We start from the raw sequence: 17399 nt of genomic DNA on the forward strand, positions 1-17399 counted from the left end.
TGTGCTTTTCGCACTGGGGGGTCTCACTCTTGCCTTTGATCCCGCAGGAGTCTACGTGTGCATTGTTCGCATTTTTTCAATCATACACGTTCGTTATGTCCCAGCCCCTTTCGTTTTTCTAGTTATGCTTGCCTACAGCATATAAAAAACAGTTTATATCATGCTTTGCAGGAATGAGTCCCGCTGCTTCCAAAAAGCTTTCAGCTGTTGTCGGACCAATATGCTGGAAGGTTTTTGATAGCGTCATTTTCTTTTCGTCTATCGTCTCAGGTAATGTATTCAACCAATAAGCAAAGCTTTCATGCCGCTCTTGAATATCGCTTACGATTAAGCTGTTTTTTATGGTTGCTTCTATTTTTTTTCGATGGCGGATAATCCCAGCATCTAATAAAAGCTCTTCAATCTCCTTTTCCGTAAACCTTGAAACAAGCGTCACATCAAAATTCTTAAAAACCTCACGAAATCGTTCTCGCTTATGTAAAACCGTGCGCCAGCTGAGACCTGATTGGAACAATTCTAATGTTAAAGCCTCAAATAAGTCACGATCATTTTTTAATGGACGTCCCCATTCAAGATCATGGTATTGAATAAGAAGCGGATCATTTCCGCACCAACTACAGCGAATCATTCTTTTTTTTCACCTTTTCCACCGAAAAGAAGCAGACCAGTAAGCTCCGCCTCCTATCTTAAATATACTTTTAAATACTATTTCTAATTGCTAGCATTTAACCAATTGTCTGCAAAATAATGTACAGCAAAAACAAACTTGAAATCACATAAAGAGGAATGGAAACGTCCTTCCCTTTCCCCATCGCCAATTTTAAGATCGGGTAAGCAATAAATCCAAACGCGATCCCTTCAGCGATGCTATACGTTAATGGGATAAGCGCGATAATTAGAAACGCCGGAAACCCTTCTGAAAAATCGTCAAATGCGATCGATTTTATACTTTGAACCATCAAGCCCCCAACAATTAATAAAATTGGCGCAATGGCACTATCTGGAATCAACGAAATGTAAGGAACGAAAAACAGCGTGACACCAAAAAGCACCCCTGTGACGATAGCTGTCAAACCTGTTCGTCCACCTGCCGAAATTCCTGCAGCTGTCTCTACAGTAGCAACGGTGGGACTCGTACCAAAAAGCCCCGAAGAAAGAGCTGATACGGCATTTGCTTGCAGTGAACGTTGATATTTTTCTGAACGTCCAGTCATCTGTAAAAAGCCATTGATCAAGCCAATATTTTCAAAAACAAGTACCATTGTTAAAGAAAACACAGCAACCCAAAAAATCATCGTCGTTATACTTGTAAATGACAGTTGACCCATGATTAAAAACTGACTCATATCCTGAGCTTCAAAACTGCTAACCGACTTAGGTGAGACACCTAGCGCAAGTCCGAAAACGGTTCCAACAACAATCGTCAATAAAAAATTCGCAGGTGCGTTTCGGATGAATAAAATTATTGCAAGACATAAGGTTAACAATGTTGCTAATGGTAATGGACTGCTTAGATCGGCGACGGCAATAAACGTTTGCTCGTCAGCTTGAATGATTCCGCCTTTTTGTAGTCCAATAAAGGTTAAGAACAAACCGATCCCAACGGTTATAGCCTCTTTAAGGGAGGCTGGGATTGCCGAACTTAACGTATGTGTCAATTTTGTAAAGGCGATAGCGATGAAAATGAGACCGGATACAAATACAGCAGCCAATGCTCCTTGCCACGTTAACCCAAATGATTGGACAAAGGTATACGTGAAAAGCGCATTCACACCCATTCCTGGTACTAAAATAATCGGCGCATTACTCCACAAGCCCATAAGTAGACAGCCAACAAGAGATGTCAAAATGGTTGCGACAATCGCTCCGTGTAAAGGAATTCCCGCGTCAGCTAATATCGCCCCATTAATGGCTGCAATATAAACAGTCGCTAAAAATCCAACCGTACCAGCAGCCAGTTCTTGCCTCACTGTTGTTTCATGACCTTCTAAATCGAATCGTCGAAAGACTCCTTTCATTATTCTTTTCAACTCTTTTCTAGTTGAAACCCTCTCCCACCCTTGTAGTTACCTACACATTTATAACGAAGATTATCATACAATGAATGCTGATACGCTGACAAGATTTTTTCTTTATTCAATATTAAAATCCTTATCTTGTAAGGTTTTTTCTATCTATGGGACTGCCCAACGAGCATTTAATAATATGAATAGTACGGATAATATGGATAACCACCGTATCCATAGATATAAGGGCTATAGGGCGCTACGAACAAGTCCGCCTAATAGTCCGCTATAAAACGGCCGCCGTCCGTAACCCCATCCTCCATAAAAGGGTCTTCCAAATCTCATCTCTTCCGTTTCCTAGCCCTGGATTTCTACATTCATCTTTATCATCTCCTTCATTCTTTTTCATTGTTATGGTATGAGCAATGCCTGAACTAGGTGTATTAGGTAGATGATTTAAAAAGTTAAATCACAAGTTAAACAAGAACAGTTCGGAAATTTCTGAGTAAAATATAGAAACTACGTTTGCAGGAGTGAGAAAATGGATAATACTCGGCGTATCGTCATTATGGGACTTGTTTTTTCATTGATCGGTGCTTTTTTTTATGTTATTGGTGGTTTATTTTTATTAAAAGGAGAATTAGAAAGAAGTTAATTTTTTCTGTGAAAAGGGGCGGAGCTTCAGTCAAGTTAGCGAAACAATGAAGCCCTTCCGCTCACATCGCCTTTATTGAAATGATACACAGAATGATCGGACAAACTCATTTTCATCCCATGACCGCTTATGCTGATTTCTGTTTTATATCCATGCTTTAGGCAATAGCCTACACACTCAATTCTCCTCTTTCATAGGCTATTGATATGTATGACAACAACCTAGAGGGGGATTTTACATTGAACTACCACCATGCATTTAGATGGACTCCACAAAGCCAATACCCGATGTCTTCAGGTCAACACATGGTTACTCCACAGCCTATGTATCCTGGTCAGCAATTCGGTCAATTCCAATATCCGATATATCAGGGGCAACAATTTAGTCAAACTCCATATCCGATGAAACACGGACAACAATCAGGTCAATCCCCATATCCAATGGAGCACGGACACATTGCCCCACAACAAGGTCAGCAGATGCAAATGAAAAATATGGTATTACGAACGGTTCATCCAATTGCCGAATACGGTTTAAACGAAGCATCATTTACATCCACAGCTCATGCCATGACAGAGGTAGCTGCCATCGCCTATTTAATGGGACGCGGCTATGATTTCACCGTTGCACGACAATTGGTCGAGTCTTGGGAAGTGAACGAACAATTTTACCCAACACTTAGTCCATATTAAATAACAAACTTAATCTTATAAAAAGACACCTTATCTGAAGTGTAATAAGATAAGGTGTCTTTTATGTATGACCAAGCTTGTCTACGAAAAAACCTACCACCTATTTATCAACTAGGTAACAGGCTTCACTGAACGGTAAGAATTTAGTGTGATTATTTCTTTTTCATAAAAGTGTTCAGCACATCTCCAAACCTTTTGTCATTTATATCATTCATCATCTCATCAAGCATTCCTTTTTTTGACAAATCACCTTCTAAAACAATTTGGACTTTTTGATTGCTATCAACAAGGACCGCTTGCACTTTTAAAGCATTGGTAATTAACCCTGTTATCACAGCAATTTGCTGAGGAGTTAATTTGTATTTATTAAAATCGTCAAAGGAAGAAGACTGTCCAGGCTTATGATGACTCACTACTTTCACCACCTCTAAACGGAAAGAATGACATCACTTCCATCAGTTTCTTCTCCAAAACCTAAACTGAATAAGGCAAACAACAAAGCAACAATAAAAAATAACACTTGGCGTCTTCCTTCGTCTGTCATGGCAGCTCCTCCTACAGTTATTAGTTAAGTTAGTATATGTTTTTAAAATAACCACTGTGACAGAGTAAACCTAGAAATTAACGTAAAAGGCGCTTGTAATCATCTTTTAACTGAGCAAATGTCTCACATCATCATTTTGACATAGATAGTCAAAGTCCTGAATATATCTATAAGAATGAAACTCATGCTTGAAGGAGGCAACAATATGAATGGAGTGAATAACAACGATACTCCAAAGTATTTCGAACAAGGGCAAGGTTATGATCCTTCATTTCGATATAATTCACCATATCAATCGTACACACCAAGCTTTTCTTATTATCCACAAACCCCACACTACACACATGGTTATCCGTCACACTATGGTTCTACGAATCCCCATCCCCACGCACCATCCATCCCGCCATGGCTTCTTTATTATTTAACTCAAGAGAGAGCTACCCCTACACTAATTGATAAAGTTCACCAAGCAGTTAACGGAGAGTACAATGCCATCTCCTGCTATGAAAAGATGATACAATTAGCACCCACAAAAATGGAAAAGGAAATCATTACTGAAATTCGCCAGGATGAATATAAGCACTACCAAACATTCTCCACCATCTACACAAATTTAACCGGTCAGCAACCGAAACCACAGCTAGATGAACCATGTCCCCCAACCTATGAAGAGGCATTAAAATTTGCAATTGAAGACGAACAGCATACCGTTGATTTTTATATGGAAGTTGGAGACCAGGCGCAAAACCCACACATTAAAGAAGTGTTCTACCGAGCTGCAAAAGATGAACAAAATCACGCCGTCTGGTTTTTATATTTTTACACCAGGCGTGTTGGTTAACCAATAAAATCCAAAAAAAGAATACAAAAAAGGACACCTCTTCTTGAGTTTGCCGATCACAAACTCAAGAAGAGGTGTCCCATGAACAAGAATACCATATTCCCGAATTTGCTTCAAAGGATTGTTTTAGAAGAAGAATTAGCAGGCATACAGGGTTCCATTGGCTATCAAGATACAGCGCGCAAACTTAACGTTCTCACTCTTATCAAATACTTAATCTTTGCATCAATGAATGAGTGGAAGAGCTACCGACACTTGATTCGGGCGATCAATATGGATTGCCGCAGATTAATCATCAACACTCGTGTTTTTACACTTTATAAAAAAAGAGGTAGGTACAGGTTTGAAACGACTGAAGTACAAGTAAATCGTAAAGCCCATTCTCATCCTTATTAATGAGAGTCTTTTTAGGATTCATGGTATAATAACAACGAGCAAGGACTGAGAAAGGGTGATAGGATGGTAAACGAATCAAACCTTGAAAAAGCCACCTTCGCTGGGGGTTGTTTCTGGTGTATGGTCAGTCCCTTTGAAGAACAAGAAGGTATTCATGAAATCGTTTCTGGTTATACAGGTGGGCATACTGAAAATCCCACGTATGAGGAGGTTTGTTCAGAGACAACTGGACATTATGAAGCGGTCCAAATTACCTTTGATCCAGCCATTTATCCATATGATAAATTACTTGAAATCTTCTGGCAGCAAATTGATCCAACCGATCCAGGTGGACAATTTTTTGATCGTGGTGACTCTTATCGTACAGCGATTTTCTATCATACAGAAGAGCAGCGGATGTTAGCGGAAGCATCAAAACAAACCCTTGAATCGAGTGGTCGGTTTGACAAACCGATCGTGACAGAAATCCTTCCTGCTAGACCATTTTATCCAGCAGAGGAATATCATCAAGACTATCATCATAAACAGCCTTTTCGTTATGCAATCTTTCGTAAAGGTTCAGGGAGGGATGCCTTTATTAACAAGCATTGGAACGAGAAAACTCGTCAAGATTCCCGTGACGAGTTAAAGAAACGGCTCACACCAATTCAATATGAAGTGACACAAAACAACGGCACAGAACCACCTTTTCAAAATGAATATTACAACCTAGAAGCGGACGGTATCTATGTTGATATTATCAATGGAAAGCCTCTATTCAGTTCGACTGACAAATATGACGCAGGCTGTGGCTGGCCAAGCTTTACAAAGCCCATTGTTGAACAAGAGATCATTGAAAAAATCGATTATAGTCATGGGATGATTCGTACCGAAGTAAGAAGCAAGGATGCGGATAGTCATTTAGGTCATGTTTTTCCTGACGGACCAGGTCCAACCGGATTACGCTATTGCATCAATTCTGCATCCCTTCGTTTTATACCAAAAGAAGACCTTGAAAAAGAAGGATACGGCGCCTACAAAAAATTGTTTGATGAATAAAGGGATGGGATGACTCTTACGCGAGTCATCCCATTTTGTTATTTACTACTTTATCAATCTTATAAAAACTGAGGAGAGATTAGAATCTCTCCCCTATCAATTAAAGCCTTACTTTCCTTTTACAGTAATATTCATTGCGAATAGACGTCTTGTCAGCTTATAGGAGATAAACAAGAACAAAATAAGCCCGATCCAGTAAAATAGAATGACGAAATTTTTGTTCATATTATACTGAACGAGACCAGAGAAAAGCATTCCACCTAAAAGTGCAAAGCAGCCAATGATGCCTATACGGAAAAACAATTCCAAATTCTTGAAGATAAGAAATTCCCCATTATGCTCATTATGATTTCGTTCATACAGCTCACGTCCAAGTGCCAAAAAGAGGATTGTAGCAACAGCTGGAATCAATACTTCCCAACCAGCATTATAGTCTGGGTAAGGCATTCTCGTAATGTAATTCGGCCAAACGATGGCATTTAGCCAATGGAATTGACTGCTTAGATGATAAGAAAAATGAACCCGTAAAAATGATTCGATTAAGTACATGAAGCCGATTGGGAAGAACGTAAAAATAAATGTCAAGGCAAATTGTGACACCATTTCTCCAGCAATCGTTCCAATGAACAGGGAGAAGCTGTAAAGGGCTAAGTAGCCGAGCCACGGCATCACAAAAAGAGTAAGATGCGTGTACGGCTCCAAATATTGACTAAACTCAGATGTGTAAATAAGAGCATAAGCCATTGCATATGTGATCAGCATAAAGATTGTAATGGCTCCTACGCCAATGAGCCATTTTGTCATAAATAACGTACTGCGCTTAACTGGTAAGGAGAAAGCAAAATCTTGTCGTCTTGTATTTCGTTCCATCCCCATAAAGGTAACCGCTAGTAAGATGACAAAAAAGATAATGAGTACCGTCGGCAGACTCGAACCAAACACACTTGGAATGTCCCACTCTGGATAAATGTCAATATTCTCCCTCTGCAACTCTCTTAATGTTTGTAAGCGCGTCATTGCTGTTACAGGGTATTGGATGACGAATAAGAGTCCCATTATGAAAAGCAAGGCTTTCGTTTGTTTCCATTCTCTGAACCATAATGCTTTAGTCTGCATATACTTCACCTCCAAGCTTAGCAACAAATAAATCTTCAAGAGTAATTGGAAGCTCTTCAAAAAAGAGCGGATTCAGGCTTTTAAGCTGTGCTAGTTTTTTGTCTAGATCTCCATCCAATAAAACAATGGCAACCTTTCCCGTTTCTTGTAATAGGGTAAAATCACTTTTTAGAAAAGCAGGAAAGCCTTGTGGAAAAACAACCTGTACTTTTTTATACGACGCTTTTAACGTATCAAGAGAATAAGATTGCTGAATTTCCCCTTCTTGCAGCATCACAATCGTATCAGCCATAAATTCGAGCTCATCTAAGCGATGGGATGAAATCACTATTGCTACTTCATAATCAGCAACAGCTTCAATGAGAAATTGAAGCATTTGCTTTTTAATAATCACATCAAGACCATCCGTCGGCTCATCAAGAAGAATGTATTTCGCCCGAGTTGATAAAGCTAAAATTAAGGCAAATAATGCCGTCATCCCTTTTGAATACGATCCAATCTTTCCAGCTCTCGGCAAACCAAATTTGTTCACAAGCTCATTAAATAACTTGTCATCGAATTTTGGGTATGTAGCTTGATACAACCTTTGAACTTCTTTGAGCGTATAGGTTTTTAAGGCATCAGCTGATGCAGGGACAAAGACAACCTCCTCTTTTATTTCTGGTGACCGAAAAATACTTTTACCTTCTACGGTTACATCTCCAGTCATTGGCTTTAAAATGCCGACGAGCAGCCGTAGCAATGTTGTTTTCCCTGCCCCATTCCGCCCGATAATGCCGGTAATTTTTCCAGGCTCGATCGTTAACGTCACATCTTTTAATATCGTTTGTCCGTGAATCGATTTCGTTACGTTCACAATCTTCATTCTTTCTTCCCCTCCATTGAATGATAAGCTTCATCGATCCAGTTAAGAAGCTCCTCCTTTTTAATGTTTGCATAGCTTGCATCCACAACCATTCGTCTAACTTGCTCTTTCAGCTCTGCTATCTGCTTCGGATCAAAAACACGTTCCTTTGCTTCTGCGACAAAGGTTCCTTTACCACGAATGGTCACGATGATCCCTTGTCTTTCTAATTCCTTATAGGCCTTGCTAATCGTGTTTGGGTTGACGACCATTTGTGCCGAAAGCTCCCGAACGGATAATAGCTGCTCCCCTTCTTCTAATATTCCTTTTGCCACCAGCTCTCTAATTTGATTAACGATTTGCTCATAAATAGGAAGCTTGCTTTTTGGATTGATGGAAAGATACACGACTTCACCTCCTCACACTGTATTAATTGTATTATTTGAAATAGTACAGTTAGGACAATTTTAATTTACAAGATTTTGGATAGGGTGTCAATGATTTTTAAAAATGAAATTTCATTATTTGGTTAGATGCATTTCGCGCGTCATGTAACAATTAAAAAAGCGCGCCCAAATTGGACACGCTACACATATTGATTTAAAAGAACATACCTGCTACTGATGCACTTAAAAACGATGCAAGAGTACCTGCTGCTACAGCACGAATCCCAAGTCTTGCAATATCAGGACGGCGCTCTGGAGCAAGCTTTCCAAGTCCACCAAGGAGGATTCCTAAGGAAGATAGGTTCGCAAAACCACATAGAGCAAAACTAATAATCAATACCGCTTTATCTGAAAGATTTTCAATTTCAGGAGCGAATGATAAGTAAGCGACAAATTCGTTAAGGACCAATTTTTGTCCAATAAACCCACCAGCCATTACCGCTTCTGACCATGGTACACCAATTAAGAAAGCAATCGGTGCAAATAGAAAACCAAGAATTAATTCAAGAGACAGATTCTCAGCGCCAAATAATCCACCTATCGCGCCTAAGATACCGTTAATTAACGCAATTAATGCGACAAAGGCAATAAGCATAGCTGCAATGTTTAAGACAAGTGATAATCCTGTACTTGCCCCGTTCGCAGCGGCGTCAATCACGTTCGTTGCTTCCGTATCCTTTGCCATTTTAAATTCATTCTCTTTATCGGTTGTATCTTCTGTTTCTGGCATGATAATTTTTGCCATAATCAATCCAGCAGGCGCTGCCATAAAGCTCGCTGCCAGAAGATATGGAAGCGGAACGCCAAGCAATGAATAACCAATTAATGTAGACCCAGCAACAGAAGCAAGGCCCCCTACCATAACAGCGAACAATTCCGACTGCGTCAATTTACCAATATAAGGTTTAATAACAAGAGGAGCTTCCGTTTGTCCAACAAAGATATTTGCTGCTGCTGACATTGATTCTGCTTTTGAAGTTCCTAAAAGCTTCGAAAGTCCACCTCCAATTATTTTAATAACCCACTGCATAATCCCTAAATAGTAGAGAACTGAAATTAAAGCCGAGAAGAAGATAATAACGGTTAAGACATTAATGGCAAAGACAAACTCAATCCCCGTCTCTTCACCAAAAAAGCCTCCAAATACAAAGTTAATCCCTTCATTTGCATAACCAATAATGTTTGTGACAACATTCGTTAATCCTTGAAGGGCGGCTTGTCCCGCAGGAACATACAAAACTAAAAAAGCAAAAAAGATTTGAATAAGTAGTCCGACAATAATCGTACGAGGCTTAATTGCACGGCGATTTGTTGAAAAAGCCAAAGCGATGGAGAAAACTGTAATAATTCCAAGAATACCCCATAAAATGTTCATGTCCACACCTCTTTTTTAAGTTTAGAAAATAGAAGTAACGTCAAAAATAGAAACGTTTTCATTTTTGATTCAATTATTCTTTATTGTAACCAAACAGTTAATCCACTCTTTATCTATGTTGCCTTTAAAATAAAACTTCAAACAAAAAAGCAGAAACGGATTTAGCAAAACTAGATCATTCATTGTATGATGTCAGACGTCTTAACACACGACTAAAACTATATCAACTAAAAATAAAAAAGTAAATACTTATTTTCTATTACTTCTATGAAAATTGCATACGGTTTCAAGCTTCTTAAGCTTTCCGATATAAAATGGTATTTTTTAAAATTTTTACATATACGATTCCTTTATACCTTGAGTACGGATCCCTATTTTTGGGTAAAGATGCAATGAGAAGAATTAAAATGAAGGGTGGTAGAAAATGGATTATCGGATTGAACGTGATACGATTGGAGAAATGAAGGTTCCTGCTGATAAACGATGGGGAGCACAAACACAGCGTAGCCTTGAGAATTTTCAAATTGGTAATGAAAAGATGCCAATGGAAGTCATTCAAGCTTTTGCCTTATTAAAAATGGCAGCAGCAAAAACAAATCAAGCATTAGGGAATTTGGAAGCCGAAAAAGCAGAAGCAATTATCCAAGCTGCAGAGGAAATACGCTTTGGCGCCTTTCACGATAACTTTCCCCTTGTTGTTTGGCAGACAGGAAGTGGCACGCAAACAAATATGAACATGAATGAAGTCATTGCGTTTCGTAGCAATGAGATTCTTAAGGAAAACGGGAAAAATGTACGCATCCATCCAAATGACGATGTCAATCGTTCTCAAAGTTCAAATGACACATTTCCAACAGCAATGCACATTGCTGCTTTTCTAAAAATTGAAGACAAACTTTTACCCGCAATCGCAAAAATGAAGCAAACATTGGAGCAAAAAGCAAACAAATTTGCTAGCATTGTAAAATTAGGTCGAACTCATTTACAAGATGCAACACCACTAACATTAGGTCAAGAGATGAGTGGCTGGCACCGAATGCTTGAAAAAAACGAGCAGATGATAACAGAGAGCCTAGATTCAATTCGTGAGCTTGCTATTGGTGGAACAGCCGTTGGAACTGGGATAAATGCCCACCCAAATTTCGGAGAAAAAGTAGCAGAAGAGATTAGTCAGCTTACAGGAAAATCGTTCATAACGGCTAAGAATAAGTTTCACGCCCTGACAAGTCATGATGAGCTTGTCTACATTCATGGTGCCATAAAAGCCTTAGCTGCTGACCTTTTTAAAATTGCGAATGATGTTCGTTGGCTTGCTAGTGGTCCACGTGGGGGACTAGGTGAACTAACCATTCCTGCAAATGAACCTGGAAGCTCCATTATGCCTGGGAAAGTAAATCCAACTCAAAGTGAGGCTTTAACGATGGTTGCTGCTCAAGTGATGGGTAACGACGCAACCATTGGGTTTGCAGCAAGTCAGGGAAATTTTGAACTAAATGTATTTAAACCCGTCATTATTTATAATTTTCTCCAGTCGACTACATTAATGACAGACGCCATCCATTCATTCCATGATAAATGTCTGATCGGCTTGGAGGCAAATGAGCGGAAAATCGACGAGCATTTGCGAAACTCATTAATGCTTGTCACCGCTTTAAATCCTCTTATTGGATATGAAAACGCAGCAAGCATTGCAAAAAAAGCACATCAAGAAGGAACAACATTAAAAGAAGCAGCTCTTAAATCCGGTTTGTTAACAGAAGTACAATTCGATACGATTGTTGATCCTTCAAAAATGGTAAACCCTTCATAACCAATCCCTACAACCTCTATTCATCTTTATGCAAAAAAGGATGATCTTTCATCATTCTTTTTTGCTCTCCTTTTATAACGAGAGAGTATTTTTTGTTCCCATCCTAAGTGAAACTCTATCTTTTTTTGAGCTAAATGTGCGCGAAGCAGCTGCAGCTCTTTTGCTCGAAAAGAGGCCTCTTCTCTTTCTACAGCTCGATCTAATTCTCGTATAATAAGTTCAATCTCTCGCCCATCTAAAGTAAAATGAACAACAGAATCCATCTTTACTCCTCCTCTAACTGCCTAATAAAGCGTGTTGCTCGAAATAGTTCCTCTTGCCTTACACCATAAATGCTTGCAATTTCTTTTGCTCGCTCAACCCCCACCTGTCGCTGTCCGTTTTCAATTTGGGAAAGATAACCTGGAGAAATCCTTAGTTTCTTTGAAGCTTGCTCTAAAGTCAAACCTCGACGCAATCGGGCCTTTTTAACTAAACTCATGGTTTCATCACACCTTATATTCAAACAATTCTGATATCAGTTTACAATGCAATATGAATAGACGTCAATTCATTTCGTGTTGTTTTTTTGAAGAATATTGGAACTTTGCATTATGCAAAGTATAATAATTTTAACACGCAAAAACTGAGGTGGTGTTTGTAGATGTTTCCGGAACGATTACGGAAATTACGGAAAAAACATGGGTTAACGATGAAAGCACTCGGTAAGAGTATCAATGTTGCCGAGTCTACGATCTCTGGCTATGAAAATGGAAATCGTAAGCCTGATATGGATACATTACAGCAGCTTGCTGATTATTTCGCTGTATCAACAGACTACTTATTAGGTCGAACAAAAGAACCACATCCATATCCCCGTTCAAAACATGATCATTATTTGTACTCAGAAGGAATGACGGTAGAGGAAATTGAATTTTTAAGGGAGTCTCTGTCAACTTTTCGAAAATTCAGGGGAAAAACATGAAGGCCAGATAACCGCCACAAGTCATTATCTAGCCTTAATCTTTTCATTTTTATTCATCATACGTGTAACGAACGACGTATTTATTGGTTTTTAACTTTCGCACTTCAACGCTAGGTCCAATCTCATAGCCATTATGCCAATTATCTTCAAGCTTTGCTTTCAAGCAACCAGCTTGAAACTTCGAACGAAAGGTTTCTCTCCAATAAATCCACTTCGGCTTCTGCATCATAAACAGTCCACTTGCCTTTCTCTCCATATGCATTCTTTAATATTTTAGCCAAAATCAGCTTATAAACTCATTAAAAATGCTTGCTACGACCTTTTTAATGGTAGAAAGAGGACGGAGTAAGAAGAAAACAAAGGAGCGTTCCCTCTTACACCGCCGTTATAAGACGTTTCAAAAAAAATTCCTTATAAAATAAACATTTCTATTTTATGATTGATTAGCAAATACGCAAAAATCTTTGTTGCTAGCGGCTTATCCGATGAGCTCCTCATCTTCACGCTTTTTGATTTCATCACGATTTAAGTTTTCCTCAATGTCTCGACCTCGATGGGCTAGACGTGCTGCGGCATTGGCTGCAATGCTAGCAACGAGGTCATCTAAAAAAGTGTCAACCTTTGGCTTGCGTTTATCGAGCTCATTAATAATGCCAACTTTTTGTTTATCTAAATAACCAAACGTGGTCACTGCAATGCTACCGTATCCAAAGACCGAACCAAGGGCAATCGTTTCATCGACACCAAATAAACCTTCATCTGATGAGACAAGAGATTGAAGCGGTTCAGACAATTTCTTCTGTTCAGCTAACATATCTAGCTCGACACCAACAAGAACCGCATGCTGAATTTCTCTTTTACTTAGAACAGCATCTGTACTTTTCATACAAGCTTCCATTGTGATAGATGGATTATAAGGCTTTTGAAGGTCATACACAATTTTGGCAATATCTTCTACTGTTACCCCACGTTCCGTTAGCTTATCTCGTGCCGCTTTTTCTACTACATCACTTGGTATTGGTCGTTTCATTCTATGTCCCCTCCCTCTCCTTTCCCTATTGTAGCATACAGAGGACCGTGATACCTTTTCAATGCAAATATGATAAAATATATAGCAACACGAACAAAGAAAGGACTTGAGCAGGAATGGTAAGACGTTACGTAGGCAAACTATACGAAGAAACGATTACGAGTAAGCATCTAGCTGAAGAGCAAAAGCTGCTTTTTTATGTTCCGCCCAATTACACACCGCTTTATTCATATGATCTTTTAATCACTCAGGATGGCCATGATTACTTTCAGCTCGGTAAAATTCCAAGACAAGTTGAACAGCTTATCGAAGAGGGTGAAATTCGAGATGTCATCATCGTTGGTGTGCCGTATCCGACAGTCGACGAACGAAGAAAGCGCTACCACCCGAATGGGGAAAAATTCCAAGCATACATTCGCTTCCTTGCCGAAGAGCTCGTCCCTTACCTCGATGAACAGTTTCAAACACATCAGCTTGCTTCAGGGCGCACGCTAGCTGGAGATTCCCTAGCTGCAACGGTTTCATTAGTAGCTGCTCTCCAATACCCAACTTTATTTGGCCAGGTGATGATGCACTCACCTTATGTAAACGACAAAGTATTGAATGCTGTCTCAAGCTATTCATCCAAGGAACCGCTTTCGATCTACCATATGATCGGAAAGGAAGAAACAATCGTGAAAACAACAGATGGGCAGATCCTTGATTTTTTAACGCCAAATCGCGAGTTGGCGGAGCATATTCGAAAGAAAGGTTTCTCTTATACGTATGGAGAATTTGACGGAGATCATACATGGACTCATTGGCAAAAAGATTTACCGAACGCATTAATCACCCTGTTATCATAGGATAATTAAAATTGTTAAAGGAGGTTTCAACCATGAAATACGGTGTCGCCTTATTCCCATCAAAAACGCTACAAGATGTAGCAAATTCTTACCGGATGCGATATGATTCCCATTATTCATTCATTCCTCCCCATGTTACGTTGAGAGAGGGGTTTGAGCTTGATGAAAAGGACTTGCCAACAATCGTTGATCAAATCCGATCGATCGCAAGTGAAGCTACACCGTTTTCTTTAGAAGTGTACAAGGCAGATACATTTTACCCTCAATCAAATGTGCTTTTTTTTAAAATACGAGAGCACGAGATGTTGACGTTTTTGTACAACCGACTGCACGAGCCGCCGTTTCCTAAAAATCACGACTATAATTTTGTTCCCCATGTTACAATAGGGCAAGATCTTTCTCAAGACGAGCTTTTTGATGTTCTCGGTCAATTAAAAATGAAGCAGTTTCATCATGAAGAATTGGTCGATCGCATTCAATTATTGTATCAGCTTGAGAACGGATCTTGGACGGTATATGAAACATTTTTACTGGGAAAGGAAGAATAGCTTGCACGTTGAAAAAGTAAAGACAGAGAAACAATTACAGGACGCTTTTCAAGTTCGTACCGAGGTATTTGTTCATGAACAAAAAGTGCCTCAGGACATAGAAATTGACGAACATGAAGATGAAGCCACCCATTTTGTGCTTTATGAAGGAAACGCAGCTGTTGGCGCAGGTCGCCTCCGTGTCATAGATAACTACGGCAAAATGGAGCGTATTTGCATCTCAAAAACGGTCCGTGGAACGGGAGCAGGTCGTCTCCTAATGGAAACAATGGAAGCCTATGCAAAAGAGCAAGGCTTGGAAAAGGCAAAGCTGAATGCCCAAATTCAAGCTGAAGGATTTTACAAAAAATTAGGCTATGTCACAGTATCTGATCCATTTTTAGATGCTAACATTCCTCATGTAACGATGATAAAAGCTCTTTCTTAAAAAAATAGCGGGTGACGAAGGAAAGTCGTGTACACCATCCTTTTCGTCATCCGCTTTTCTTTTCAAGATTCTTTTGTCTCTGTTTCCACTTCAGTTGGTTCAGTAAGCTTTGATTTTACTGCCTGTAGCTTATCTTTCATTGTCACGTTCTTGTCGCGTCTGTCATCAATGCGAATATTGGTAGCCACCCGTTGAATGCCATGCTTGAACGGCACCTCATGAATCGCTTGAATGACTTCAAATAAGACAGGAAGCTCCCCTTCGATTAATGTGCTCATTGGTGTTAATTCGTACGTAATGCTTGGTTCATATGTCTTTAAAACCTTCTGAATTTCAGCCACATAACTGCTGACACTTGGGGTTTCGGTTCCAATTGGAATCACGGTTACGTCAACAATCGCCATCCGTTTTACCTCCTCTGTTTTCCGTTGTACTCTCTTCTCAATTAATTTTTCTGGAAATTCCACCTGACCGAGACGACGATATGATTCAATGGCACAAATCAAATGTTTTCGATCAGGTTCGGTGGTCGTTACATGGGTTTGAAGCCAATATGACACCGCTAGCACTGCTTTGCTGATTTGTGCAAGCCCTCGTCTCTTCATTCCCGCTTGTACGATCGGTACGGCGATAAGTGCACTATAAGAAGCCCACATAACGGATTCTGTAAAGGAATACCCATACAATAAAGCCGCTGTTCCTAAAATTACCGCACCAAAATAGATGACAACTGCATTGGTGGAGCAGTACCGGTTCGTTATCGCTGCCTTTTGAATACATGGCAGCCGTCCCCGTCGAACCACTCCTCGATAGCTGAACACTTTATGCTCCGCACCGTGATATTTCCGAAGCTCTTTCGGGAAAATAAAATGAGTGCCAAACATATAATAAAATAAAAAATAATAAGGCAGGCCGTAGACATTGCTCCACCCGAAAAAGCTTAGAAGCTTTGGTATAAAAATAAGGCTCATATAAACAATCGTTAAAAGCTTAAACCAAGTAGGCATTGAGCCAATTACTTGACTGATCATGGCTGCGATCGCCTGCTGATCGAATGGTTTCACCCAGCTCTTCAAGCGTCCTTTCTCATGATACGCACAAGCCACATGCTTGTTTCCAATATAGAAAATCCCCTTTTGATAGGATAAGCCACGAATCATCGCACCACATTCCTCTCAATTATTCAATGTGTGCTTCCCTTTTAACCACCCAATGCTGCACATTTGGCCCATTTTCAAACTGCGGGCTTTCAAAACGCGCGTCGTCGAAGACTAATCCTAAATGAGCCGTCCACGTATGTAAATAATAAACTGATACATCTTCAGCCCTCACCTGCTCTCCTTCGATCAAGACCTCAATTTCTCCTCTATTTCCATAGCTTTCAAATTCTCTTAGCTCATTTGGGAAAGGAAAAATGACACCATTGTCAACGACCCTACCTTTATTTTCATAAATGACTTCATGGCCGTAAAAAAGACGTAAGAACCCTTCATCAAAAGACAGCTTATCTAAAAGCGCTTCATTTTCAATCGCAACACTAATATAATCTTCCCCGTACAAACCTTCTACTGGCATCTCTGTCCAGTCCCATGCAGCACGAACAAAAAGCGAATCATTTTCCTGCTTCGTATCAATGTTGATATCGATGACCTCTTGAAGCTCTTCATTCGTCATTTCCTCTTCCTGCTCCATGAACAAATAGCCACCTAAAAAAATAAAAATCATTAACAATCCCGGTAATAAGAGGACAATCTTGTTTCCTCTAAACATACACATCTCTCCTACACGGACAAATCCCGTTATGTATCAATCTCTGAAATTC

22 protein-coding genes and 1 pseudogene are annotated in these 17399 nt (G+C 39.6%); 9 read left to right on the top strand and 14 right to left on the bottom strand.

Annotated elements, in window-relative coordinates; all coding sequences use genetic code 11:
* Positions 1-118: 118 nt before the first annotated feature.
* Positions 119-628: a DNA-3-methyladenine glycosylase I gene (locus BLT_RS0113350; RefSeq protein ID WP_017728276.1), complete on the bottom strand. Its 510-nt coding sequence runs from the start codon at positions 626-628 to the stop codon at positions 119-121.
* 97 nt (positions 629-725) lie between these two features.
* Complete coding sequence (locus tag BLT_RS0113355; RefSeq protein WP_017728278.1) at positions 726-2018, bottom strand: NCS2 family permease; 1293 nt, start codon at positions 2016-2018, stop codon at positions 726-728.
* Between the two features lie 882 nt (positions 2019-2900).
* Here BLT_RS0113355 and BLT_RS24250 point away from each other — a divergent pair.
* Positions 2901-3353 (top strand): hypothetical protein, encoded by a 453-nt coding sequence (locus BLT_RS24250; RefSeq protein WP_017728280.1) that lies wholly within the window; start codon positions 2901-2903, stop codon positions 3351-3353.
* Positions 3354-3505: 152 nt separating this feature from the next.
* Here BLT_RS24250 and BLT_RS0113370 read toward each other — a convergent pair whose 3' ends face one another.
* Entirely contained in the window at positions 3506-3766 is a 261-nt protein-coding gene (locus BLT_RS0113370; RefSeq protein WP_017728281.1) for a hypothetical protein, read from the bottom strand.
* Between the two features lie 528 nt (positions 3767-4294).
* On the opposite strand from BLT_RS0113370, the gene BLT_RS0113380 reads away from it, so the two are divergent.
* The 3 genes from BLT_RS0113380 (at position 4295) to msrB (ending at position 6172) form a co-directional block, all read left to right on the top strand.
* Positions 4295-4738, top strand: coding sequence for a ferritin-like domain-containing protein (locus tag BLT_RS0113380; RefSeq protein WP_051045251.1), 444 nt, complete (start codon positions 4295-4297; stop codon positions 4736-4738).
* A gap of 81 nt (positions 4739-4819) precedes the next feature.
* On the top strand, positions 4820-5134 hold the full coding sequence (locus tag BLT_RS22725) for a hypothetical protein (RefSeq protein WP_017728284.1): 315 nt from the start codon (positions 4820-4822) through the stop codon (positions 5132-5134).
* A 63-nt stretch (positions 5135-5197) separates the two neighbouring features.
* Positions 5198-6172: a peptide-methionine (R)-S-oxide reductase MsrB gene (msrB, locus tag BLT_RS0113390; protein ID WP_017728285.1), complete on the top strand. Its 975-nt coding sequence runs from the start codon at positions 5198-5200 to the stop codon at positions 6170-6172.
* Positions 6173-6280: 108 nt separating this feature from the next.
* On the opposite strand, the gene BLT_RS0113395 is transcribed toward msrB, so the two are convergent.
* The 4 genes from BLT_RS0113395 to BLT_RS0113410 all read right to left on the bottom strand — a co-directional run bounded on the left by BLT_RS0113395 (position 6281) and on the right by BLT_RS0113410 (position 9953).
* On the bottom strand, positions 6281-7288 hold the full coding sequence (locus BLT_RS0113395) for an ABC transporter permease subunit (protein WP_017728286.1): 1008 nt from the start codon (positions 7286-7288) through the stop codon (positions 6281-6283).
* The gene (locus BLT_RS0113400; RefSeq protein WP_017728287.1) at positions 7278-8153 is read right to left on the bottom strand and encodes an ABC transporter ATP-binding protein; all 876 of its coding nucleotides are present in this window, start codon (positions 8151-8153) and stop codon (positions 7278-7280) included. Before BLT_RS0113400 ends, BLT_RS0113395 begins: the two co-directional genes overlap by 11 nt.
* Positions 8150-8539, bottom strand: coding sequence for a GntR family transcriptional regulator (locus BLT_RS0113405; protein WP_017728288.1), 390 nt, complete (start codon positions 8537-8539; stop codon positions 8150-8152). Before BLT_RS0113405 ends, BLT_RS0113400 begins: the two co-directional genes overlap by 4 nt.
* 193 nt (positions 8540-8732) lie before the next feature.
* A complete protein-coding gene (locus BLT_RS0113410; RefSeq protein WP_017728289.1) occupies positions 8733-9953 on the bottom strand; it encodes a NupC/NupG family nucleoside CNT transporter in 1221 nt (406 codons plus the stop codon).
* A gap of 424 nt (positions 9954-10377) precedes the next feature.
* Here BLT_RS0113410 and fumC point away from each other — a divergent pair, with 424 nt between their 5' ends.
* Positions 10378-11763, top strand: a complete 1386-nt coding sequence (gene fumC, locus BLT_RS0113415) for a class II fumarate hydratase (protein ID WP_017728290.1) — start codon at positions 10378-10380, stop codon at positions 11761-11763.
* Between the two features lie 26 nt (positions 11764-11789).
* Here the strand turns inward: fumC and BLT_RS0113420 are convergent, their stop codons facing one another.
* A complete protein-coding gene (locus BLT_RS0113420; protein WP_017728291.1) occupies positions 11790-12026 on the bottom strand; it encodes a hypothetical protein in 237 nt (78 codons plus the stop codon).
* A 2-nt stretch (positions 12027-12028) separates the two neighbouring features.
* Complete coding sequence (locus BLT_RS0113425) at positions 12029-12244, bottom strand: helix-turn-helix domain-containing protein (protein ID WP_017728292.1); 216 nt, start codon at positions 12242-12244, stop codon at positions 12029-12031.
* Between the two features lie 162 nt (positions 12245-12406).
* Between BLT_RS0113425 and BLT_RS0113430 the strand changes: the two genes are divergently transcribed.
* Positions 12407-12727, top strand: a complete 321-nt coding sequence (locus BLT_RS0113430; protein ID WP_017728293.1) for a helix-turn-helix domain-containing protein — start codon at positions 12407-12409, stop codon at positions 12725-12727.
* A gap of 49 nt (positions 12728-12776) precedes the next feature.
* Here BLT_RS0113430 and BLT_RS0113435 read toward each other — a convergent pair whose 3' ends face one another.
* Both BLT_RS0113435 and BLT_RS0113440 read right to left on the bottom strand, forming a co-directional pair.
* Positions 12777-12956, bottom strand: coding sequence for a hypothetical protein (locus tag BLT_RS0113435; protein WP_017728294.1), 180 nt, complete (start codon positions 12954-12956; stop codon positions 12777-12779).
* 249 nt (positions 12957-13205) lie between these two features.
* On the bottom strand, positions 13206-13757 hold the full coding sequence (locus BLT_RS0113440) for a phosphatidylglycerophosphatase A family protein (protein ID WP_017728295.1): 552 nt from the start codon (positions 13755-13757) through the stop codon (positions 13206-13208).
* Positions 13758-13873: 116 nt separating this feature from the next.
* On the opposite strand from BLT_RS0113440, the gene BLT_RS0113445 reads away from it, so the two are divergent.
* From BLT_RS0113445 to BLT_RS0113455, 3 genes are read left to right on the top strand one after another with little or no spacing between them, the layout of a single operon-like run.
* Entirely contained in the window at positions 13874-14602 is a 729-nt protein-coding gene (locus BLT_RS0113445) for an esterase family protein (RefSeq protein WP_017728296.1), read from the top strand.
* 32 nt (positions 14603-14634) lie between these two features.
* Complete coding sequence (locus BLT_RS0113450; RefSeq protein WP_017728297.1) at positions 14635-15150, top strand: YjcG family protein; 516 nt, start codon at positions 14635-14637, stop codon at positions 15148-15150.
* Position 15151: 1 nt separating this feature from the next.
* A complete protein-coding gene (locus BLT_RS0113455) occupies positions 15152-15577 on the top strand; it encodes a GNAT family N-acetyltransferase (RefSeq protein WP_017728298.1) in 426 nt (141 codons plus the stop codon).
* Between the two features lie 62 nt (positions 15578-15639).
* Here BLT_RS0113455 and BLT_RS24845 read toward each other — a convergent pair whose 3' ends face one another.
* From BLT_RS24845 to BLT_RS0113465, 3 genes and pseudogenes are all read right to left on the bottom strand, one after another.
* Positions 15640-15981 carry an MTH1187 family thiamine-binding protein gene (locus BLT_RS24845; RefSeq protein WP_051045252.1) on the bottom strand — a complete coding sequence of 114 codons (342 nt, stop codon included), beginning with the start codon at positions 15979-15981 and terminating at the stop codon, positions 15640-15642.
* An 84-nt stretch (positions 15982-16065) separates the two neighbouring features.
* Positions 16066-16737 (bottom strand): annotated as a pseudogene (locus BLT_RS24850) (DUF1385 domain-containing protein); the annotation flags it as partial.
* 19 nt (positions 16738-16756) lie between these two features.
* Complete coding sequence (locus BLT_RS0113465; RefSeq protein ID WP_017728300.1) at positions 16757-17347, bottom strand: hypothetical protein; 591 nt, start codon at positions 17345-17347, stop codon at positions 16757-16759.
* Positions 17348-17399: the final 52 nt, after the last annotated feature.

The sequence above is a fragment of the Halalkalibacterium ligniniphilum genome (assembly GCF_000334155.1).
GTDB lineage: Bacteria > Bacillota > Bacilli > Bacillales > Bacillaceae_D > Halalkalibacterium > Halalkalibacterium ligniniphilum.